Below are 21,004 nucleotides of genomic sequence, written 5' to 3' on the forward strand. Positions count from 1 at the left end.
TGTCTCCTTAGTTTTTCTTTATATCTTCAAGTATATCAAATCTCAGCCATGCAGTACAGCAAAATTTAAGCCAGTACATCGTTTCATAAATAACTGTACCAGGTTAAATGTGTGGTCTGCCGGTTATCTCGTTTAAAACATCTATAGATATCTTCCAATTTTACAGACTACGTGTTATAATTCTTCTGGTAGTTAAATTATAAACAAACAGACAAGGGGCTTTATAAATGAATCTGATCGCAGCAGCAGACGAAAACTGGGGAATCGGAAAAAATGGCGGATTACTGGCACACATTTCCGGTGATATGAAATATTTTCGTGAGACTACGAAAGGAAAAGTAGTAGTTATGGGGCGAAAAACACTGGAAAGCTTTCCAGGGGGAAAGCCATTGAAGAACCGTGTTAATATTGTCCTTACACAAAATCAGGACTTTGCGCCGGAAGGAGTAACGGTCTGCCATAGCATAGAAGAAACCCTGGAAACCCTTAAACAGTATCCCAAAGAGGATGTTTTCATTATCGGTGGAGGGATGATCTACAAGGCATTTCTGCCATGGTGTGAAAAAGCTTATATTACCCATGTTTATCATACATTTGAGGCAGATACCTATCTGCCGGATCTGGAGGCACAGGAGAACTGGAAAATGGCATCTGCCGGTGAACGCTTTACCAATGGACCGGAAGGTGATCAGCCGGCTCTGGACTATGAATTCAGGATCTATGAAAGGCAGTATCAATGAAATTTCTTGTAACAGCAGATAATAATGGGGCCATTGGCAGAGGCGAACAGCCGTTAGTGACTATTCCTGCAGTACAGCAGGGCTTTTTAAAAGAGACCCAGGGAAAAGTAGTGGTCATGGGGCGGAAAACATTAGAAGGGCTTCCAGGGGGGCAGCCATTAGGAAAACGCATCAATGTGGTACTTTCTGAAAATCCGTCCTATAAGATAAAAGGAGCCGTTGTTTGTCACAGCATTGCAGAAACCATGGAATATTTAAAGCAGTTTTCTGAAGATGATATTTATGTGATCGGCGGAGAGAGTATTTTCCGTCAGCTCCTGCCTTATTGCACCACTGTTTATCTGACACATATTGATTATGAATATGATGCAGATGTAAAGTTTCCGGTAGATCTTTGCAGATCCACGGAATGGGAAATGACAGAAGAAGGCGAAGAACAGACCTATTTCAGTCTGTGTTACACGCCGGAAGTTTACGTAAGAAAACAGATTAAATGATCAGGATAAATTATGACAACAGGACATAGCAGAATCTGAAGATTTTTTTGGGGGGAATAGAACATGAAAAGTGACGGATCCATTTTTACATTGGAAAATGAAGAACTTTTGATCACAGTAGAACGTCATGGTGCCCAGTTGTCCAGGATCTATGATAAAAAAGCGGACAGAGAGATACTCTGGAGTGCTGATCCGGCAGTCTGGAACCGTCATTCACCGATCCTTTTTCCATTTATTGGAAAATCAGTAGATGGAAAATACCGTTATGAGGGAAAGGAATACAATATTTCTTCCCACGGATTTGCACGAGATATGGATTTTGAACCTGTACTCTGTGATATGGATGAGTGTACATACGTATTAAAAGATACACCTGGGACAATGGAGAAATATCCATTTCATTTTGAACTTGAGATCACCCACCGGTTAAAAGGACGTGCCATTGAAACTTCCTGGAAAGTGACCAATTTGAATGGAAAGGAAATGCTGTTTATGATCGGTGGTCATCCGGCATTTCAGGTTCCGGAAGGAAAGACCATTTATGATTACACACTTGTATTTAACAAAGAAGGTGTAAATGCAGGTCAATACCAGGACAGCCTTCATTATCAGGCACCGGATGCAGAAGGATATGAAGACAATGCTCTTCAGGGCGATTTAAAGCTGACAGAAGGAAAAGTTCCTGTAACACCGGGATTTTTTGATACAGCACTTACCTATATGTTTGACAACAAACAGATCAGCAGCATAGGCCTTTTGACAGATGGCAAACCATATGTTACAGTATTGTGTGATGGTTTTCCGTTTGTAGGAGTCTGGACCATGGAAAAGACACATCCATTTGTATGTCTGGAGCCATGGTATGGTGTTTGTGACTCAAAGGATTTCAACGGAGAGTTAAAAGACAGACAGGGAATCCAGAAGCTGAAAGCCTGGGAGAGCTGGGAAAAAGGTTACAGAATCAGGATAGAGTGATCTGCCTGATCTATAATAGAAGTTTTATGAAAAATGTCCATTGGACATAAAACATTTTAGGAGGGAAAACATGTACAAGATTGTAAATGCAGAATGTCTGGCAGACAAGATCTATCTGATGGATGTGGAAGCACCCCGTGTAGCAAGAGCCTGTCAGCCAGGAGAATTTGTTATCGTTAAGATGGATGAAGTTGGTGAGAGGATCCCGCTTACTATCTGCGATTTTGACCGTGAGAAAGGCCTGGTAACAATCGTATTCCAGATCGTAGGCGCTTCTACCATGCGTATGGCAGAACTGAAAGCAGGAGATTATTTCCAGGATTTCGTAGGTCCTTTAGGACAGCCATCTGAGTTTGTTAAAGAAGATTTAGAAGAAGTTAAGAAGAGAAAATACCTGTTCGTAGCAGGTGGCGTTGGTTCTGCTCCTGTTTATCCACAGGTTAAGTGGATGCGTGAGCATGGCATTGATGTAGATGTAATTGAAGGATCCAAGACCAAGAGCCTTCTGATCCTGGAAGATAAGTTAAGGGCAGCTGCAGGAAATCTGTATGTAACCACAGATGATGGTTCCTATGAGCGCAAAGGCATGGTAACAGAGGTTATCAAAGACCTGGTTGAAAATCAGGGCAAAAAGTACGATGTATGTGTTGCCATCGGACCGATGATCATGATGAAATTCGTATGTAAGCTGACCAAAGAACTGGGAATCCCAACGATCGTCAGCCTGAACCCGATCATGGTAGATGGAACTGGTATGTGCGGAGCATGCCGTGTTTCTGTAGGCGGTGAAGTGAAGTTTGCATGTGTAGACGGACCTGAGTTTGACGGACATCTGGTAGATTTCGACCAGGCTATGAAACGTCAGCAGATGTATAAGACAGAAGAAGGCCGGGCTATCCTGAAATTCCAGGAAGGCAAGACACATCACGGCGGATGCGGAAACTGCGGAGGTGAAGAATAATGGATGTATTAAAGAGAGTACCTGTAAGAGAACAGGATCCAAAGGTAAGAGCTACTAATTTTGAGGAAGTATGTCTTGGATATAACCAGGAAGAAGCACAGGAAGAAGCAGCCCGCTGCTTAAACTGCAAGAACGCGCAGTGTGTAAAGGGTTGTCCTGTATCTATCAACATTCCTAAATTTATTTCAGAAGTAAAAGAAGGTAAGTTTAAAGACGCAGCAGCAACTATTGCTGAATCCAGTGCACTGCCCGCAGTCTGCGGACGTGTCTGCCCACAGGAAAGTCAGTGTGAAGGAAAATGTATCCGTGGTTTTAAGGGTGATCCTATTTCTATCGGTAAGCTGGAGCGTTTTGTAGCAGACTGGTCCAGAGAGAATGGTGTTGTACCAGCTAAGCCAGAGACTACTAACGGCATCAAGGTAGCTGTTATCGGTTCAGGCCCTTCCGGTCTGACCTGTGCAGGCGATCTTGCGAAGTTGGGCTACGAAGTAACCATTTTCGAGGCACTTCATGAGCCAGGCGGCGTTCTTACTTATGGTATTCCTGAGTTCCGTCTTCCAAAGACCAGAGTCGTACGTCCGGAAGTTGAGAATGTTAAAAAATTAGGCGTTAAGATTGAAACAGACGTTATCATCGGCAAGTCCGTTACTATTGACGAACTGATGGAAGAGGAAGGTTTCAAGGCTGTATTTATCGGTTCTGGTGCCGGACTTCCTAAGTTCATGGGTATCCCAGGGGAGAACGCAAACGGCGTATTATCCGCAAACGAGTATCTGACCAGAAGCAACCTGATGAAGGCATTCCGTGATGACTATGACACTCCTATTTACTTAGGCAAGAAGGTTGCTATCGTAGGTGGTGGAAACGTAGCAATGGATGCTGCAAGAACGGCTCTTCGTCTGGGTGCAGAAGTACATGTTGTATATAGAAGAAGTGAAGCAGAACTTCCGGCCCGTGCTGAGGAAGTTCACCATGCAAAAGAAGAAGGGGTTATCTTTGATCTTCTGACCAATCCAGTAGAAATTTTAACAGATGAAAATGACTGGGTAACCGGTATGGTAGTACGTAAGATGGAACTGGGTGAGCCAGATGCTTCCGGACGCCGCAGACCTGTAGAAGTAGAAGGTTCTGATTATACCATCGATGTAGATACTGTTATCATGTCCCTTGGTACTTCTCCAAACCCACTGATCTCATCTACAACTGAAGGTCTGGAGACCAACAAGTGGAAATGTATCATTGCTGACGAAACAAACGGCAAGACCACCAAGGAAGGCGTATACGCAGGCGGTGACGCTGTGACAGGCGCAGCAACTGTTATCCTTGCAATGGAAGCTGGCAAAGCTGGTGCAAGAGGTATTGATGAATACCTGAAAGGTAATAAATAAATCTTGAGAGATTTGAAATCAAAGGGCGCGCCTAATTGGCGCGCCTAATTTTCGAGCAGATATCCCTTAAATATATTTCTCTGCACTGAAGAAATTTTCTGTATGTGTTTATTACGTTATATACCCGAACGTTCCGCAATCTGCTTCATGCGTTTTGAACATTCTTTTATGATTTCTTCCTCATTCATCGTGAGAACATTCCGATCCCTCATAACAATTTTACCATTAATGACAGAATCCGTTACATCATGTTCTGCCGCACAATCTACAAGGGTATTTAACAGATTATGGGTAGGTGTCAGATGTGGTTGCATCAAATTGATTGTGATAAGGTCTGCCTTCTTTCCCTCTTCAATTGTTCCCAGTTCAGCTTCGTGCTGAAGTGCCCTAGCGCCTCCGACCGTGACCATTTTCAACAAATCCTTTGCACAAATAATATCCGGGTCAAAAATAGGAATCCCCCAAAATGCCATTGTACCATAAAGCAAATGCTTCATTTCCGCAAACAGACTAAGATTCGGTCTGGACGCGCCATCACACCCCAATCCCAGAGACATATTATTCTGCAAAATTCTCGGTGTCTTTGGAAAACCATGATTTGCGTAATTAGCTCTCGGGCAATGGATCAGTTTTACATTTCTTTCTCCAAGCAAATCAATATCCCGCTCAGAAAGCACCACATTATGGGCAGTAAGCAGGTTAGGCCCCAATACTCCCATATCATCTAAGAATTCTGCCGGACGTTTTTGATAATGCTGAAGACAAAAACTCACCTCATCCTTGTGTTCGCACAGATGCGCATGAATACCTGTTTTTAACCGTCTGGCTTCTTTCCCTATTTCACGAATCAATTCCGGCGAACATGTCATGACCTGCCGGATTGCAAACCAAATATCAACTCTTCCATCACCGGTTCCCTGGTATTTATCATACAGCGCTTCTGTATGAAGAATATTCAATTCTGAACTTTCCTTCATGCAATCGGGGATTGCATCTCCTATATCCATTGTTGACCGTGCAAGAGCTGCCCGCATCCCCGACTCGATTACTGCATTAGCCACATCTCCCATATGAGTTGAACCGGACTCAGCGAACGCTGTTGTTCCTGATTTAATCATTTCAAGACACGCCAGCTTTGCACTCCAGTAACAATCCTCCGGTGTCAGGCTGCTCTCATAAGGAACAAGAATCCTTGTCCAGACCATAGGATACTCATTAGCTGTCCTTCCGCGCAAAAGCTGCTGACATGTATGCGTATGCCCATCAACGAGCCCTGGCATTACTAATTTATTTTTTCCATTAAGTACTTCTTTTGATTCATATCCATCATCTGTATCTGTAATCTTCACTATAAAAGAATCCTGAATTAAAATATCCTGCTCTTTCTTTATTGAAAAATCCGGCATCATCACAGAACAGTTCTTTATAATTAAATCATACATCGCTTTTCTCCTATATATTTCCAGTTAATGACATTACCACCTGCGCAATCAACGCAGAGCCCAAATATGTCCCCACAATAACGATCAATCCGACAATAATCAATTTCCACCCTGTCTTCGAAAAGGTCTTAATATCTTTCCCTAAAGAGATTCCGGCAAATGCCCCCAACGCTGTAGTCGGAGTTAAGAATTCAACCTTAGATGCAATACTGTATACGTCTTCTGCAATCGGAGATACCGGCGATGCCAAAAACATTGCCAACACAGAAAGATAAAGGAAAATTGGGAGTTTAACAAAGTTGTTCATAAATTTTCCCAGACAAACACCTAGCCACGCGATTACGCATAATAAGCCGATACCTTTTATAGAATCAATAATAGGAATCTTATATCCATATGAATTTGTTATACACATCAAAAACATTGCTATTATCAGCAAAACTGCTTCTCTCAAAAAGTCAACCTTATATTTCATTTTTCTCCTCCTCTGCCAGTACTTCACTTTTTTCATGTCTCAGTTTTGCAAAAAAAGGCTCCCACTTTTTATATAAAAACCGTGTTAATGGGATTCCTATGAATACTCCCATAAAAATACCATCTGCTCCTGTCAACATATCACTCGCTCCCGCCAGCACTCCCATCTGTTCCGCATATTCCGGATAAAAAGTTGAAAGAGTTCCTGTCATTGCTGCCATCATGCTAGAACTTCCTACACCGGCTGCCATTCCAAGAGCCAGCGGATGAAAAATATCAAGAGATGCAATAATACTCACCATAAGGCTTGCAAATATAGTTCCCACAACCGCCCCCGTTATATAAACAGCAAAGGTTCCTCTTGTTTCTGAAGCTTCCGCACCAAATACATCCGTAGTCAATCCCAAATTCACATCTCTGTTGATTGAATAGCAGGCTCCAATGGCTTCTTTTTTCAATCCCAAAAGCAGTGCAACAGGAAGTGTAAGAAAAATTGTCCCTAGATTTCCAAATTCCTGTAAAATTAACGCCGGTCCCAATTCAATCAGTTTACTAAGATTATGTCCTGCTCCCACCCCCATCTTTACCATATAGGGAGCCATTACTACCATAACCATGCTTCCTGCAAATTTACACTGTTCCTCTGTGACCACTTTAAAAATATCAGGGCCGAATAAGCACCCTAAAATAATTGCAAAAATAAGGGGAAACATAGAAACTTTTCCAAAGGGCAACGTAATTGAAAACGGTCCAATAGAGTCCGCAATTAACATCAACCCAACCGCAATTAAAAATACCTTCCAGTTTTTCTTTAAATCACTTGTCAATTTAGAAATCATACTTTCGCCTCCTCGTATATAACATTATTTTCTTGCCAAGTCTAAATAGTTATAAAGTGTACATTTTGCAATATCCAGTAATTCACATATTCTCTGAGTTGATTTAGAAATCAGGAAAATCCCCCGATCATCCAGGTATTTAATAAATCTCTGCTTATCGCTTTTATCCATTGATGCATAGCTTTTTCCTATCATAAGCTGTGCATCTTTGATGCTATCTTCCAAAAGTTTATTCACATCCCGCACAATCACATCCGATTCTCTGCCTGACTGATTTTTTTCCCGAAGATATTTTTCAAACTGCCACATCTGCGTCACATCTTCATTAATTGCCAACGCATAAACAGGACGTCCAGATTCATCCCTTAAGAATAATGTAGATGACTTTAATACCTTACCGTCATCGGTATAATTGATATAGTTATATTTACTTCCATTTTTTACTGTTCCTCTAACCACCTCCAATCCTAGATTATCACCGCCGTCTCCAACGGTTCTGCCTGTAACCTCTCCGTTGCGGATATCTATAATTGTTTTCTCGTAGTCCGCTTCGAGATTATGCAAAACCAGTTCAACATCTTTTCCAAAATGTGCCTCCATCATATCCATAATCGACCCCAGCCATTTTGTTTTATTCTCATCCACTCTTGTTTCTCCACTTCCTCTTTATATTTTTTGGCAAAACCTATCCATTCTTTCAGCTCCTGCTTTCAGCTTTTCCATTGCGTTCGCATAACATAACCTAACGTATCCATCTCCCTCCTTTCCAAAGCCAATTCCAGGCGCCAGAGCGACACCTGTTTCTTTTAAAAGCCTCTGGCAGAATTCCATTGAAGTCAACCCTGTCTCTTTTATACTAATGAAGGCATAAAAAGCGCCTTTGGGCGGTCTGCACTGAATATCTTTTATTGTATTTACAGCCTCTGTTATAAACTTCCTTCTCTTGTCATATTCATCCAACATATAAGAAACAAAATTCCCTTTTCCTGCCAGCGCTTCCACCGCACCGTATTGCGCAAACGTATTCGTGCAAGAGCTGTAAAATTCATGCAGCTTTGTAATCCGCTCAATTAAATATGGATTTCCTATCCCATATCCCAGCCTCCATCCCGTCATTGCAAATGTTTTTGAAAGACTTCCTATGGTAATTACACGATTTTTATACTTTTGCTCAGATGCAATGCTAAAATGTTCTACATCGTCATACACAAATCTATGATAAACCTCATCTGCAATTAAAAACAAATCATATTTTACAGCCAACTCGGCAATTTTTATCTGCTCTTCCCGCGGTATTACCGCTCCTGTTGGATTTTGAGGCGTATTCATAATAATCAGCTTTGTTTTTTCGCTTATCTTTTTCTCTATATCTTCCGCCTTCAACACAAATTCATTTTTTTCCTTCAGCTCAACCGATATAACCGTTCCTCCGCAGACATCAATCTGTCCGATAACTGTGGGCCACATGGGTGTCTGTATAATTACCTCGTCCCCTTTTTCTATTAAGGCTCGTATCACAAGTGAAAGTACCTCTGTTGCACCTGCTCCTATAAAGATTTCTCTTTCCGGATCTGCTGTTATATTACAATAACGGTTAATATAGGTGCTCACCGCTTCTCTCAATTCATAGATTCCCGCATTATGTGTATAATGCGTTTTATTCAACTTCAACGCTTCGACCGCCGCGTTCTTTATTTCATCCGGTGTATCAAAATCAGGTTCGCCCAGCGTAAAATCCAACAAATTTTCTGTTTGGCTGGCTAAATCATACATTTCTCTTACTGGCGATGCTTTCAATTCTGATACTACTTTTGATAATTGCCGCATATCCCTTTTTCCTTTATGTATTTTGTATGTTTTGCATAATTTTTCTAACTATTTATTTGAAAATAGCACAAACATTTCTAACAGTCAATACTTTTTTTGCTTTTTATGTCACAATTTTATAATAATTTTATTTTGTTTTTATTCAGAAAATCATACATATTGTATTGATTTATATTTTTTTTCTGCTATACTATACTTACCAGCCATTTTTCTTATTCATTTTTCTCCTTCCTACAAAAAGGAGTATTATATGGACATCTACAGATCACGTATTGAAATTAATTTGTTTTATCTTGCTAATAATATCCATATTTTAAAAAAAAGATTGAACCATCAAACAAAATTCATGGCTGTGGTTAAAGCCAACGCATATGGACATGGAATTGAAGAATGTGTCAGAGCATGTGATTTTCTGGTTGACTACTACGGAGTTGCAACTCTGGAAGAAGGAATGCGTATTCGAGCTGCCGGTTCACAAAAGGATATTCTGATTTTCGGTAGCATTCACCCTTCCCAACTTCCTATTGTAATTAAAGAACATCTGACCTTAAATCTTCACTCCACCTCCTATGCCCAGTTGCTCTGTGAAGAATTAACTAGACTCAATCAGCCAGCCGATTTTCATATTGAAATTGATACAGGGCTCAGCCGCACTGGAATTCGATTTTCAGATGAGAATGCAAGTACTTTTTCATATATTGAATCTCTTTACCATGAAAATCTGTTTCACATTACTGGCATTTATACGCACTTTGCCTGTTCTGAATCACAAAATGAAGAGGATATTGCATTTACACGGCGGCAATTCCAAATTTTTCAGTATCTTCTCTGCCGTTTAAAAGAAAAAGGGATTCATCCTGGCATTGCTCACTGTTCTAATAGTGGTGCCTTTATATATTATCCGGATTTTCAGTTGGATATGGTACGATTGGGAATGCTGATTTATGGTCAATTCAGCGACAATTACCTCAGAAAGAGGCTTGGATTGAAACCCGTCATAAAATGGACAGCCGCCATTGTAGACATTAAACATCTGGAAATAGGTGATACCGTCAGCTATAACCGAACGTTCGTTGCTAGACGTCCCACTGATATTGCAATTATTTCCACAGGATATGCTGATGGGTATAAACGCAGCAACTCAAATCATTCCCACGTCTTAATCCATGATTTTATGGTACCCGTAATCGGCCTAATCTGCATGGATTTTATGGTGGCTGATATTACCGATCTGCCAGACAAAGAAAATCTGACTTATGCCACATTATTAGGAGAAGAAAATCAGAATTGTATTTCCGTAAATGAACTATCGTTCCTTACTGTAAACGGTGATGTCACTGCTTCCATTTCAAACAGAGTGCAGCGGATATATTTGAGAAATAGAGATGAACATGCGATTTGAATTAAAATGCTATCTGTTTATGATTCTTGGTTCTGCTGCATATGCATCATCCCTTGCTTTTTTCCTTGTTCCAAATCATCAATGTCATGATGTTGGGGTCAAAAGGTATTTTGACCCCTCTGATACCGAATTGCTACGTGCTTTGCACTCTCGCAATTCTAAAAACATTCGTAATCTGCTCATTTTTCTTCAAAAAATGGCTTCTTACTCATGTTTTTGGCGTGTCCCAAGGTCAAAAATCCTCCTGCAAGCAAGCTTGCATCGGATTTATGACCTTTTGACCCTGGTATCATGTCATTTAGTTAAGCATAGGACATTCAAATTGCTGGCTAAGTCGTGTTTCGTACAACGAAACATATGTTAAGTATGGTTCTGGTAAGCGTATCACCAAATTGTCTGAAAATAACGTGGTAGTGATAATGAACGAATCGGAAATATTCGTGAATTATCCAGAACATGTATTGCTACATCTACCCTGTTTTATTGCTGAACAACACAAATAGACAGATTGATTATCTGCCTGAATAGAAGTATAATGGTGATGAGATTTAAGCCGCTCGATACATGAAATCCCTATTTCTCTTTGGACGGAGATTGATAGGATATTTACGGTTGCTTCTGACTGGTGTCAGAAACTTTTGTATGAGAAGCATAGTCTCAATTTCGTCACCGCCATGCTTCAGATATGCTCTGCATATATTGACTGCGGTGGCGAAATTTATTTTGTAAATATGTTTCGTGTTGTCCCGTGTTTTTACAACATCATGATGCCGGAATCCTTCCGAAATTTCATGGAATCACGGTGCATGACTGCTGGGGTTCCTATTGGAAGTACTCAGACTGCCCTCATGCTATCTGCTGCGCCCATTTACTGCGTGAACTGAATGGCATAGAAGGAAAACATTCGGAACAAACCTGGGTAAAGGAGTTCAAAAACCTTCTTCTTGAAATGAAGAAAGTGAAGGATAAAGCTGTAGCACAGGAAAAAGAAGCTGTCAGCTATTATTATCTTCATAAATTTGATAAACGGTATGATGAAATCATCCAACAAGCTTATGAAGAGAATCCATTACCGGAATCCACAAGTCAAAAGCGTGGTCGTAAGAAAAAGACCAAAGTATTAAATTTAGTCGGTAGGCTAGAGAATTACAAGGAGTCAGTCTGCCTATTTATAAAGAATCTCAGTGTTCCGTTTGATAACAACCAGGCTGAGCGAGACCTCGGAATGATAAAAGTAAAAACTAAAGTGTCCGGTTGTTTTCGGAGTGAAGAGGGAGCACAGGAATATCTTACAATCATGAGCTATATCGGGACTGCTCATAAGCATGAAATTAATGCCTATACAGCAATCCGTGAAGTTCTATCTGGGAACTCTGATATCATTTTCAACTAAGTGGGTTCTGAACAGTTACGTGAAAACGATCTTGGAAATCTTCAATGCTTAAAACCCAAAACAAAAGCAGAGAGGATTTCTGAAAAAGCATATCACAAAGAAGATTCCTCTCATGCATACTCAGACAACAAGGAGGAACCGTATATGGCAGATATCAGCACAGAACAGAGTTATGGAATAATGACAGAAATTCCAGGTGTGGCAAGAAATTACAAAGACAGAGTATTCCGCATGGTTTTTAAAGAGAAAAAAGCACTGCTGGCTCTTTATAATGCAATGAACGGAACGGTGTATGAGGATGAAGATGCATTGACAGTGACTACACTAGTACATCGTTTTCGAAATAACTATACCACTCACTTGTCTGCGAATCTGATTGCACAGATCTAAAAGCCTCAGCGTAGCCCACTACGTCTGCGTTTTTAGACCTGCACCCTCAAATCCGCATCCTACGTGATTAGTACAGTTATTTACGAAACGATGTACTAGAAAATGCGATCTACATGGAAATGAAAAATGATGTGTCTTTTGTATTGTATGATCAGCTGTTGCTTTACGAACATCAGTCTACAAAAAATCCCAATATCCCTCTGCGCAACCTTTTCTATGTATCAGATGTGTATTCAGCTCTTACAAGGGAAGATTTTCTTTATGGTGGCATCCCAGTAAAGATACCAGAACCTAAATTTGTGGTATTTTATAATGGAGTAGAGTCCATGGAAGAGCGGGAAGTGCTGAAACTTTCTGGGTTGTACCAGAAAACATCAGAACATGCAGCTTTGGAATTGGAAACAGTAGTGCTGAACATAAATATCGGTTATAACAGAGAATTGATGGAACGTTGCAAGGAACTTCATGACTATGCAGAATTTGTAGGCCGGGTAAGAGAAAATCTCAAATCGAAGAATCCACTGCTTCATGCTGTAAATGAAGCGGTAGAGTACTGTATACGAAATGATATCCTTGCGGAATTTTTAAAGAAAAATCGGTCGGAGGTTATTAAAATGAGTATTTATGAGTACGATGCGGAAAAAGTACAGAGGCAATTCAGGGAACAGTGGAAACAGATGGGATTGGAGGAAGGCCGCGCAGAAGGCCGACAGACAGGCATTAAAATTTTTGCCTATATTTTGCAGTTGAGCATGCTTTCTTGGAGTTTTTCCTGCATCTGCCGCTGCGGCTGATTTTTTGTTAGTTGTATACGGATTTCAGAGGCAAACGCAACGTTAACTTCCTTGGAATTTTAGCACAACTGACAAAAAATGTTCCTACAAAATCAAAACAGAAAGATTTAGAGAGAACATTAAGGTAAAAACATCCCCCATCTGTGGTCTGCGGATGGAGGATGTTGTAAGGTGTTTGTTTAAAACCGCCGTTGGCGGTTTTTGTTTTATCAATATTTATTTTGCAGTTCTTACAGCTATCTGGATGGCTTCTGCCATTACCTCCGCAGCCAGCGTTCCCGCCATATTTACATCAGCTACGACTCTGGGGCCACAGGAGGCTACATAGATAGAATCACCGTCTGCCATAGTTCCTACAGGATTGATGCAGCGGGAATAGGCACTTCGGGTCATAGATGCGATCTTATTTAATTCCGCTTTGGAGAAATCTCCATTTGTGATAATGGCACCAATGGTAGTGTTGGAATTTTTGAAAGAGAAAAGATCTGTCTGCTGACTCAGCTTATAAAGCTCTTTTCTGGAGTCTGCAAATCCATCCATACCAGGAAGTTTCGGTCCTGCGATCTTTTCTCCGGTAGATGGATCATAAATATCGCCTAAAGCATTTAAAACAACAACAGCGGCAACTTTAAGATTACCAGCACTGACTGCATAGATGCCAAGACCGGTTTTTGCGGCATATTCCCGTCCACAGATCTTTCCTACACTGGCTCCAGTTCCTGCACCGATAATGCCGCATTTGGGCTGGTTCTTTTCCGCATCTTCACATGCAGCATATCCCATGCCGGCATCCGGCCGCACATCTGCCCGACCGATCCCAAGGTCATAGATACAGGACTGGCATACTAACGGCACTTTTGCAAAGCCAGTATCATAGCCGATCCCATGTTCTTCCAGATAGCGCATTACGCCGTCACTGGCTGCCAGACCAAAAGCAGACCCACCAGAAAAAACAATGGCATTAATGGGATTATCAGCAGTAACAGGAGAGGTAAGAGGCGTTTCTCTGGATGCCGGGCCGCCGCCGCTGATATCGCAGCCAGCTTTGGCACCTTCATCAAAGCGTAAAACGGTAACTCCGGTCATGGCATCCAGATCCTGGGCATTTCCAATACGAAGCCCTTCAATCTCAGTAATGGAAATTTCTTTTAAAGGTGGAAATAATTTCATAATAAATAGATCTCCCTATAAATCTTTGTATAATATTTTTCCCGGACAAAACTGTCCGGGAAAATGTACTTACACGTTATATTTATTATCTTTTTAATGCAGCTGCCAGTGCTCTGGAAACAGCGCTTCCGATAATGGTGCATACAATTGCTTCAATAGCACCCTGAACGCCTACGAACAGGATAACAAAGAACAGTGGATTGGAAGTTCCAAGACCGGAAGCAATATTTTGGATGTAATCTGTATTGAAGAAGAACATTACCAGAGAACCCATAAACAGCAGTGTATTTAACAGTGGGCAGGCAAGGCTTGCAATGATAAATGCTCCATTTTTGAAAACTTTCTTAAGTGCAGCAAAGATCAGGCCGCACAGCCAGCCTTCCAGGATACGAGGAACCAGTACGGTAAATAAAAGACCGAATGGATTGATCTGTAATAAAGCTGCACTGAAGGCAGAACCACCGGTAAGAGCCATAATGGCACTGGTCAGGCCGAAAGCACCGCCGCAGATGGCACCGGCTGTTGGACCAAGGATAATGGCACCTACAGCTACAGGCACTGTTAAAAATGTAATGGTAAGTCCCGGAGTGCGCAGATAACCGAGAGGTGAAAATGCCATGACAAAAATAATGGCAACCATAAGGGCTAATTTCACCATAAAAGTGGTCCGTGAATGGGACATCTCAGAAGTTACTGGATTTGCAGTTGTTGTTTTCATTGTGTTCTCCTTTTCGCTGATAAAACGGCATAAGGCAGAAGCATTTGGCTTCAACTTACCGTGTTCCCCTGTTTTTCAGCTTTTATTTAGTTAATTTTGGGGATACAATGAACGGAAACTTAAGATAAAAAGCATATTTTCAGACCAGATTTTTCATATATGATTAAGATGTGTTGTTATATTATGATACAGAAAAACAGCACTTGGTTACAGCCATAAAAGGTCTGCACGGGCAGGATCCTGCATAATATAAACAGGTTAAAATAAGTTAAAAAACAGGTATATGAAGATTTGGACTGACGATACATTTTCCTAAGAATAACGTTCAAGTCTAATATAGCATAAATCTGGAAAACAGCAAGTTTTTTAATGTGTGCAAGTGAAAAATACAAGAATAGTAAGAAACAGTAACAAATGCATAAAGCAGGCATTACATTTGACAGAAAATCCAGTAGCATTTCAGAATAAATGTGTTTATAATGTAATGGGTGCCGAAAAAAACAAGCGCCGCAAAAGCGGCATTTGTTTTTTTCAAGCCCATTAACGAACAACCCGTCTGCGTAAGCAGACAGTAGAGCGCGAAAGCGCGGGGGTTGTGAGTTTATAACGTAGTGAACGAACTGTCTGCGTAAGCAGACGATAAAGCGCGTTAGCGCGAGTTCGTGAACGGACTCTAAAAAAAATTGCGATGCGTAAGCGAGCATACATACTTAATTCGGGCATACATATTTAATTATTTTTTTATAGAAAGGACACACCATGTATCAAATAGATTTCACCACCCCGATCCACATCCATTTCATCGGTATCGGCGGTATTAGTATGAGCGGCCTTGCTGAGATCCTCTTAGAAGAAGGCTTCACCATCACAGGTTCTGATTCTAAGGAATCCCCATTGACCCGTCGCTTAGAAGAAAAAGGCGCCAGAGTCTACTACGGCCAGAAAGCATCCAACATTGAATCCGAGCCAGGCATCCAGGTAGTAGTCTACACAGCAGCCATTCATCCGGACAATCCGGAATTCAAGGCAGCCAAAGAAAAGAATCTTCCGATGCTCACCAGAGCTGAACTTTTAGGCGAACTGATGCGCAATTACAAAGAATCCGTTGCGGTTTCCGGAACCCATGGAAAAACCACAACGACTTCCATGATCACAGACATCCTTCTGGCAGCTGACACAGACCCGACCATTTCTGTAGGTGGCATTTTAAAAGACATTGGCGGCAACATCCGTGTAGGCGGACCAGACCTGTTTGTAACAGAAGCATGTGAATACACTAATAGCTTCTTATCCTTCTATCCAACCATAGAAGTGATCTTAAACATCGAAGAAGACCACTTAGATTTCTTCAAAGATATCAACGATATTCGTCATTCCTTCCGCTTATTTGCAGAAAAACTTCCAAAAGGCGGCCTGTTAGTCATTAACAGCGGTATCGAAAACATAAATGAGATCATCTCAGGTTTACCGTGCCGTATCGTAACCTTCGGAAAAGACCTTTCCAGCATGTATACAGCCCAGAACATCACCTATGATGAATTTGCAAGACCTTCCTACGATCTAGTCGTACAGGGAGAAATCATCAACCGTATTACCTTAGGGGTGACAGGTGAGCATAATGTATACAATTCCCTGGCAGCCATTGCAGTAGCTATGGAACTGGGCATCGGCTTTGATGCAATTATGGCTGGTCTTAAAAAGTTTAGAGGAACTGACCGCAGATTTGAGAAAAAAGGTGAGATCGGTGGAGTAACCATTATCGACGATTACGCACATCATCCACAGGAGATCGCTGCAACACTGTCAGCAGCTAAAAACTATCCACACAAAAAACTATGGTGTGTATTCCAGCCACATACATACACCCGCACCAAGGCATTTTTGGACGAATTTGCACAGGCACTTTCAGCAGCAGATGAAGTGATCCTGGCAGACATTTATGCAGCCAGGGAGACAGATACGCTAGGCGTAAGTTCTGCTGATATTGCATCCAGGATCGAAAAACTGGGAACACCAGCTCACTATATCCCATCTTTTGATGAAATTGAAACATTTATCCTGGAACATTGTATGCAGGGTGATGTGTTGATAACTATGGGCGCCGGAGATATAGTAAGAGTGGGAGAAAAGCTCTTGGGAGAGTAGTTTGTCCACAATATCCACAATGTTTTCAACATTTTCCAGAATGAAAAAATGTGGATTTTCAGATTAACATAAAAAAATGTCGCACGATTAAGAAATATGAGGTTTTATGCGGGGAAGACAGGTGTATGCCAGTGGGAAAACGGGAAAATCAAAGCCCGATGTCCACATTATCCACAATATCCACATTTGTGGATGTGTAAAAATGCACCTGTTTTCTTTTTTATGTGAATGTGTTATGATGAAAACAGTGAGGAGTGGTAAGGATGAGCAGGATTTTTAAGGACCGGTTGAGTATGGGAGTGACTCCTGTAGCCGATACATTTATTGATACTTATATGGCAGCTGCCAACGGAGAATATGTAAAAGTATATCTTTACATACTCCGTCACCAAAATAAAGAAGATCTGTCTCTGGAGCAGATCGCAGATGCCTTAAATCATACAGAAGCAGATGTAAAAAGAGCTATTAATTACTGGCAGAAAGCAGGGGTCCTGGAACAGGTACAGGAGAGCCCGGCAGAAAGTATATTAATAGAACAAAACCATACCAACTGGTCTATGGACATAGAAGTAACTCCAGCTGCTTCCAAAGAAACTGCCGCAGCCCAGGTACAGTCCCCTGCCTATTCAGCAGAACAGGTAAGCCGTTTGAATAATGATGAGGAATTTTCCCAGCTTTTATACATTGCCCAGAAGTTTTTAAATAAAGCCTTTACACCAAGGGATTGTCAGGTATTTGCCTATCTTTATGACACCCTTGGTATGAATATCGGTCTGTTGGAATATCTGGCAGAATACTGTGCCCAGAATGGTCATACATCGGTACGCTATCTGGAAACAGTAGCATTAAGCTGGCATGAAAAAGGAATACGCACAGCTTTGGAAGCTCAGGAATACAGCACCTCCTATACCAAAGATGCATTTGCGGTCATGAAGGCTTTTGGCTTGAACAGCCGTAAACCGGCAGTGCCGGAGCAGAAGCTGATGGAAAAATGGTTTAAGGACTATGGCTTTGACCGGGAGCTTGTATTAGAAGCCTGCAGCCGGACCATTAACGCCATCCACACTCCAAGTTTCCAGTATGCAGATTCCATTCTCACAGACTGGAAAAAAGCAGGTGTAAAAACATTAGCAGATGTTAAAGGAATGGATGCCCGCAGGGCAGAACGTGCAAACAATGCAGACAAGCGGTTTAGAAGCTATGGAAATGCAGTAAATAACGCGCAGAACAACCGAAAATCTTCCAGTAATCAGTTCCATAACTTTAAACAGCGTGACACTGATTATGACGCCCTGATGCTTCAAAATGTAAAAGAATGGATGGATAGTCCGAAATAGAAGCTTTAATTAACAGCACGGATCACAAGGAGAACGACTTATGGCATTAAGTAATTCCCAGTACGACGCCATTATGAGGGAATATGGAAAACGGCAGATGGAAAACCAGCACAGCCAGGAAGCCAGAAAAAAAGAAGTATATGAAAAAGTTCCGGCAGTAAAAGAACTGGAGGCAGAGATTGCGGAACGCTCCGTTGCCTGTGCCAGAAAGCTGCTGGAGGGCAGTCAGGAAGCTATTTATGAACTTCGTGAAAAGCTGGCAGATTTAAAGGAGCAGAAAGCTCTTCTGATCAAGGCAGCCGGTTTTCCAGATGACTATTTAGAACTTCATTACCGCTGCAAGAACTGTAAGGATACTGGATGGGTAGACGGACATAAATGTCACTGCTTTTTACGGGCCCAGATGAAGCTTTTATATGCCCAGTCTAATCTGGAACGGGTGCTGGAGCAGGAGAATTTTGATAAACTTTCTTTCAAGTATTATGACAACAGCCAGATCATTCCGGAAATCGGCATGACCAATGCAGATTACATGAACCGGGTGGTAAAAAGCTGCCTGGATTTTGTGAAAAATTTTGACAGTGAACATGATAATCTGCTTTTTACAGGCAGCACAGGTGTCGGAAAGACCTTTCTAACCAACTGTATTGCCAGAAAGCTGATGGACAGTTATCATTCAGTGATCTATTTTTCCGCAGGAGATCTTTTTGATGTGTTTTCAAAAAATAAATTTGACTACGATCAGACGGAAGAAATGAAGGACACATATCGCTATATCTTAGAATGTGACCTGTTGATTATTGACGATCTGGGAACGGAGTTGAACAACAGTTTTACTTCCTCCCAGCTGTTTTACTGCATCAATGAGCGTATGAATATGAACCGTTCCACCATTATTTCCACTAATCTTTCCCTGACCCAGCTGAGGGATTCATATACAGATCGTGTGACTTCAAGGATCATGCGATATCGTATTATCCCTCTTTATGGCACAGATATCCGTCTGTTAAAAAGATAACCCTTAAGATACCTTGACGGATACAAACGAAAAATGGTATAAAGATATATGCTGGCATCCGTATGAGATAACAAGGTAATGCCGGTTAAAACAGGAGGATAAATATCATGTTATATGAGGAAAAAATCATTGAAACAATTCCGGTAGGTCCTTTAGGCCTTATTCCTTTAAAGAGCTGCACGGGTCTTGGAAAAAAGGTGGACGATTATCTGGTAGAGTGGAGAAGAGAGAGAGAAAGCGAACATAAGTCAACTATCGCATTTTCCGGATATCAGAGAGATTCCTATATTCTGGAAGCAAACACACCAAGATTTGGTTCCGGTGAAGGAAAAGGAACAATTGAAGAATCTGTCAGAGGTGATGACCTCTATATTATGGTAGATGTATGTAATTACAGTCTGACTTATTCACTGTTTGGAATGACCAATCATATGTCTCCAGATGATCATTTCCAGGATTTAAAGAGAATTATCGCAGCAGCAGCAGGCAAGGCACGCAGAATTAATGTTATCATGCCATTCCTGTATGAAAGCCGCCAGCATAAGCGTTCCGGAAGAGAATCCTTAGACTGTGCAATGGCTCTTCAGGAACTTGTGAATATGGGCGTTGAAAACATTATTACTTTCGATGCACATGACCCAAGAGTACAGAATTCCATTCCATTAAAGGGATTTGAGACTGTACAGCCGATCTACCAGTTCTTAAAGCATCTGTTAAAGAACGAGCCGGATCTGCAGATTGACAGCGACCACATGATGGTCATCAGCCCGGATGAAGGCGGTACCAGCCGTGCTATCTATTTCGCAAATATGCTGGGACTGGATATGGGTATGTTTTATAAACGCCGTGATTACACCAAGATCGTAAACGGCAGAAACCCGATTGTTGCCCATGAATTTTTGGGATCCAGCGTAGAAGGAAAAGATGTATTGATCATTGATGATATGATCTCTTCCGGCGAGAGTATGTTAGATGTTGCGAAAGAATTAAAGCGCAGAAAAGCGAGAAAAGTATTTATCTGTGCTACTTTTGGTCTGTTCACCGGTGGACTTGCCAAGTTTGATCAGTATTATCAGGATGGTCTTATTGACCGTATTCTTACTACCAATCTGGTATACCAGACTCCGGATCTGTTAAGCAGACCATACTATATTAACGTAGATATGAGCAAGTACATTGCCCTTATCATTGATAACCTGAACCATGACGCATCCTTAAGCGATCTGCTGACACCAACCAAGAGGATCAATAAGCTTCTTAGCCAATACAAAGAGCAGCAGGCTGCTAAGAACAGCGAAAATAATGCTTAGCTAGGAGCGCTGATCTAGTACATCGTTTTCGAAATAACTATACCCCTCACTTGTCTGCGAATCTGATTGCACAGGCCTAAAAGCCTCAGCGTAGCCCGCTACGCCTGCGTTTTTAGACCTGCACACTCAAATCCGCATCCTACGTGATTAGTACAGTTATTTACGAAACGATGTACTAGTTATA

The 21,004-nt window shown here is 41.4% G+C and carries 20 protein-coding genes; 13 read left to right on the forward strand and 7 right to left on the reverse strand.

Annotated features, from left to right (window positions below; all coding sequences use genetic code 11):
• Positions 1-227 precede the first annotated feature (227 nt).
• From OGM16_09345 to gltA, 5 genes are all read left to right on the forward strand, one after another.
• A complete protein-coding gene (locus tag OGM16_09345) occupies positions 228-740 on the forward strand; it encodes a dihydrofolate reductase (protein ID UYJ45049.1) in 513 nt (170 codons plus the stop codon).
• Complete coding sequence (locus OGM16_09350) at positions 737-1,237, forward strand: dihydrofolate reductase (GenBank protein UYJ45050.1); 501 nt, start codon at positions 737-739, stop codon at positions 1,235-1,237. Before OGM16_09345 ends, OGM16_09350 begins: the two co-directional genes overlap by 4 nt.
• Positions 1,238-1,300: 63 nt before the next feature.
• Positions 1,301-2,212, forward strand: a complete 912-nt coding sequence (locus OGM16_09355; protein ID UYJ45051.1) for an aldose 1-epimerase family protein — start codon at positions 1,301-1,303, stop codon at positions 2,210-2,212.
• Positions 2,213-2,282: 70 nt separating this feature from the next.
• On the forward strand, positions 2,283-3,173 hold the full coding sequence (locus OGM16_09360) for a sulfide/dihydroorotate dehydrogenase-like FAD/NAD-binding protein (protein UYJ45052.1): 891 nt from the start codon (positions 2,283-2,285) through the stop codon (positions 3,171-3,173).
• Complete coding sequence (gene gltA / locus OGM16_09365) at positions 3,173-4,561, forward strand: NADPH-dependent glutamate synthase (protein ID UYJ45053.1); 1,389 nt, start codon at positions 3,173-3,175, stop codon at positions 4,559-4,561. Before OGM16_09360 ends, gltA begins: the two co-directional genes overlap by 1 nt.
• A 116-nt stretch (positions 4,562-4,677) precedes the next feature.
• Here gltA and OGM16_09370 read toward each other — a convergent pair whose 3' ends face one another.
• The 5 genes from OGM16_09370 to OGM16_09390 are packed head-to-tail and all read right to left on the reverse strand — an operon-like array spanning position 4,678 to position 9,143.
• The gene (locus OGM16_09370) at positions 4,678-6,003 is read right to left on the reverse strand and encodes an amidohydrolase (protein UYJ45054.1); all 1,326 of its coding nucleotides are present in this window, start codon (positions 6,001-6,003) and stop codon (positions 4,678-4,680) included.
• Positions 6,004-6,013: 10 nt separating this feature from the next.
• Positions 6,014-6,478: a hypothetical protein gene (locus tag OGM16_09375; GenBank protein ID UYJ45055.1), complete on the reverse strand. Its 465-nt coding sequence runs from the start codon at positions 6,476-6,478 to the stop codon at positions 6,014-6,016.
• Complete coding sequence (locus tag OGM16_09380; protein ID UYJ45056.1) at positions 6,468-7,316, reverse strand: DUF3100 domain-containing protein; 849 nt, start codon at positions 7,314-7,316, stop codon at positions 6,468-6,470. The genes OGM16_09375 and OGM16_09380 overlap by 11 nt, the downstream gene beginning before the upstream one ends.
• A 24-nt stretch (positions 7,317-7,340) precedes the next feature.
• Positions 7,341-7,961 carry a helix-turn-helix transcriptional regulator gene (locus OGM16_09385; protein UYJ45057.1) on the reverse strand — a complete coding sequence of 207 codons (621 nt, stop codon included), beginning with the start codon at positions 7,959-7,961 and terminating at the stop codon, positions 7,341-7,343.
• Between the two features lie 21 nt (positions 7,962-7,982).
• On the reverse strand, positions 7,983-9,143 hold the full coding sequence (locus OGM16_09390; GenBank protein UYJ45058.1) for a pyridoxal phosphate-dependent aminotransferase: 1,161 nt from the start codon (positions 9,141-9,143) through the stop codon (positions 7,983-7,985).
• Positions 9,144-9,393: 250 nt separating this feature from the next.
• Here OGM16_09390 and alr point away from each other — a divergent pair, with 250 nt between their 5' ends.
• The 4 genes from alr (at position 9,394) to OGM16_09410 (ending at position 13,122) form a co-directional block, all read left to right on the forward strand.
• A complete protein-coding gene (alr, locus tag OGM16_09395; protein UYJ45059.1) occupies positions 9,394-10,545 on the forward strand; it encodes an alanine racemase in 1,152 nt (383 codons plus the stop codon).
• A gap of 748 nt (positions 10,546-11,293) precedes the next feature.
• Positions 11,294-11,938 (forward strand): transposase, encoded by a 645-nt coding sequence (locus tag OGM16_09400; GenBank protein UYJ45060.1) that lies wholly within the window; start codon positions 11,294-11,296, stop codon positions 11,936-11,938.
• A 144-nt stretch (positions 11,939-12,082) separates the two neighbouring features.
• The gene (locus tag OGM16_09405; protein ID UYJ45061.1) at positions 12,083-12,328 is read left to right on the forward strand and encodes a hypothetical protein; all 246 of its coding nucleotides are present in this window, start codon (positions 12,083-12,085) and stop codon (positions 12,326-12,328) included.
• Positions 12,329-12,441: 113 nt separating this feature from the next.
• A complete protein-coding gene (locus tag OGM16_09410; GenBank protein UYJ45062.1) occupies positions 12,442-13,122 on the forward strand; it encodes a hypothetical protein in 681 nt (226 codons plus the stop codon).
• Between the two features lie 216 nt (positions 13,123-13,338).
• On the opposite strand, the gene OGM16_09415 is transcribed toward OGM16_09410, so the two are convergent.
• Both OGM16_09415 and OGM16_09420 read right to left on the reverse strand, forming a co-directional pair.
• On the reverse strand, positions 13,339-14,292 hold the full coding sequence (locus OGM16_09415; protein UYJ45063.1) for a P1 family peptidase: 954 nt from the start codon (positions 14,290-14,292) through the stop codon (positions 13,339-13,341).
• An 85-nt stretch (positions 14,293-14,377) separates the two neighbouring features.
• Positions 14,378-15,010, reverse strand: a complete 633-nt coding sequence (locus OGM16_09420; GenBank protein UYJ45064.1) for an ECF transporter S component — start codon at positions 15,008-15,010, stop codon at positions 14,378-14,380.
• Between the two features lie 759 nt (positions 15,011-15,769).
• Between OGM16_09420 and murC the strand changes: the two genes are divergently transcribed.
• The 4 genes from murC (at position 15,770) to OGM16_09440 (ending at position 20,820) form a co-directional block, all read left to right on the forward strand.
• Positions 15,770-17,155: a UDP-N-acetylmuramate--L-alanine ligase gene (murC, locus tag OGM16_09425; protein UYJ45065.1), complete on the forward strand. Its 1,386-nt coding sequence runs from the start codon at positions 15,770-15,772 to the stop codon at positions 17,153-17,155.
• Positions 17,156-17,418: 263 nt separating this feature from the next.
• Positions 17,419-18,492, forward strand: coding sequence for a DnaD domain protein (locus tag OGM16_09430; protein ID UYJ45066.1), 1,074 nt, complete (start codon positions 17,419-17,421; stop codon positions 18,490-18,492).
• Between the two features lie 40 nt (positions 18,493-18,532).
• Positions 18,533-19,510, forward strand: coding sequence for an ATP-binding protein (locus tag OGM16_09435; GenBank protein ID UYJ45067.1), 978 nt, complete (start codon positions 18,533-18,535; stop codon positions 19,508-19,510).
• A 107-nt stretch (positions 19,511-19,617) separates the two neighbouring features.
• A complete protein-coding gene (locus tag OGM16_09440; GenBank protein UYJ45068.1) occupies positions 19,618-20,820 on the forward strand; it encodes a ribose-phosphate pyrophosphokinase in 1,203 nt (400 codons plus the stop codon).
• The last annotated feature ends 184 nt before the right edge of the window (positions 20,821-21,004 follow it).

The sequence above is a fragment of the Lachnospiraceae bacterium genome (assembly GCA_025758065.1).
In the GTDB taxonomy this organism is placed as follows: Bacteria; Bacillota; Clostridia; order Lachnospirales; family Lachnospiraceae; genus Enterocloster.

Coding starts and splice junctions, on each gene's coding strand:
- OGM16_09345 (UYJ45049.1), top strand. CDS start 228: ATGAATCTGATCGCAGCAGCAGACGAAAACTGGGGAATCGGAAAAAAT.
- OGM16_09350 (UYJ45050.1), top strand. CDS start 737: ATGAAATTTCTTGTAACAGCAGATAATAATGGGGCCATTGGCAGAGGC.
- OGM16_09355 (UYJ45051.1), top strand. CDS start 1,301: ATGAAAAGTGACGGATCCATTTTTACATTGGAAAATGAAGAACTTTTG.
- OGM16_09360 (UYJ45052.1), top strand. CDS start 2,283: ATGTACAAGATTGTAAATGCAGAATGTCTGGCAGACAAGATCTATCTG.
- gltA (UYJ45053.1), top strand. CDS start 3,173: ATGGATGTATTAAAGAGAGTACCTGTAAGAGAACAGGATCCAAAGGTA.
- OGM16_09370 (UYJ45054.1), bottom strand. CDS start 6,003: ATGTATGATTTAATTATAAAGAACTGTTCTGTGATGATGCCGGATTTT.
- OGM16_09375 (UYJ45055.1), bottom strand. CDS start 6,478: ATGAAATATAAGGTTGACTTTTTGAGAGAAGCAGTTTTGCTGATAATA.
- OGM16_09380 (UYJ45056.1), bottom strand. CDS start 7,316: ATGATTTCTAAATTGACAAGTGATTTAAAGAAAAACTGGAAGGTATTT.
- OGM16_09390 (UYJ45058.1), bottom strand. CDS start 9,143: ATGCGGCAATTATCAAAAGTAGTATCAGAATTGAAAGCATCGCCAGTA.
- alr (UYJ45059.1), top strand. CDS start 9,394: ATGGACATCTACAGATCACGTATTGAAATTAATTTGTTTTATCTTGCT.
- OGM16_09405 (UYJ45061.1), top strand. CDS start 12,083: ATGGCAGATATCAGCACAGAACAGAGTTATGGAATAATGACAGAAATT.
- OGM16_09410 (UYJ45062.1), top strand. CDS start 12,442: ATGGAAATGAAAAATGATGTGTCTTTTGTATTGTATGATCAGCTGTTG.
- OGM16_09415 (UYJ45063.1), bottom strand. CDS start 14,292: ATGAAATTATTTCCACCTTTAAAAGAAATTTCCATTACTGAGATTGAA.
- OGM16_09420 (UYJ45064.1), bottom strand. CDS start 15,010: ATGAAAACAACAACTGCAAATCCAGTAACTTCTGAGATGTCCCATTCA.
- murC (UYJ45065.1), top strand. CDS start 15,770: ATGTATCAAATAGATTTCACCACCCCGATCCACATCCATTTCATCGGT.
- OGM16_09430 (UYJ45066.1), top strand. CDS start 17,419: ATGAGCAGGATTTTTAAGGACCGGTTGAGTATGGGAGTGACTCCTGTA.
- OGM16_09435 (UYJ45067.1), top strand. CDS start 18,533: ATGGCATTAAGTAATTCCCAGTACGACGCCATTATGAGGGAATATGGA.
- OGM16_09440 (UYJ45068.1), top strand. CDS start 19,618: ATGTTATATGAGGAAAAAATCATTGAAACAATTCCGGTAGGTCCTTTA.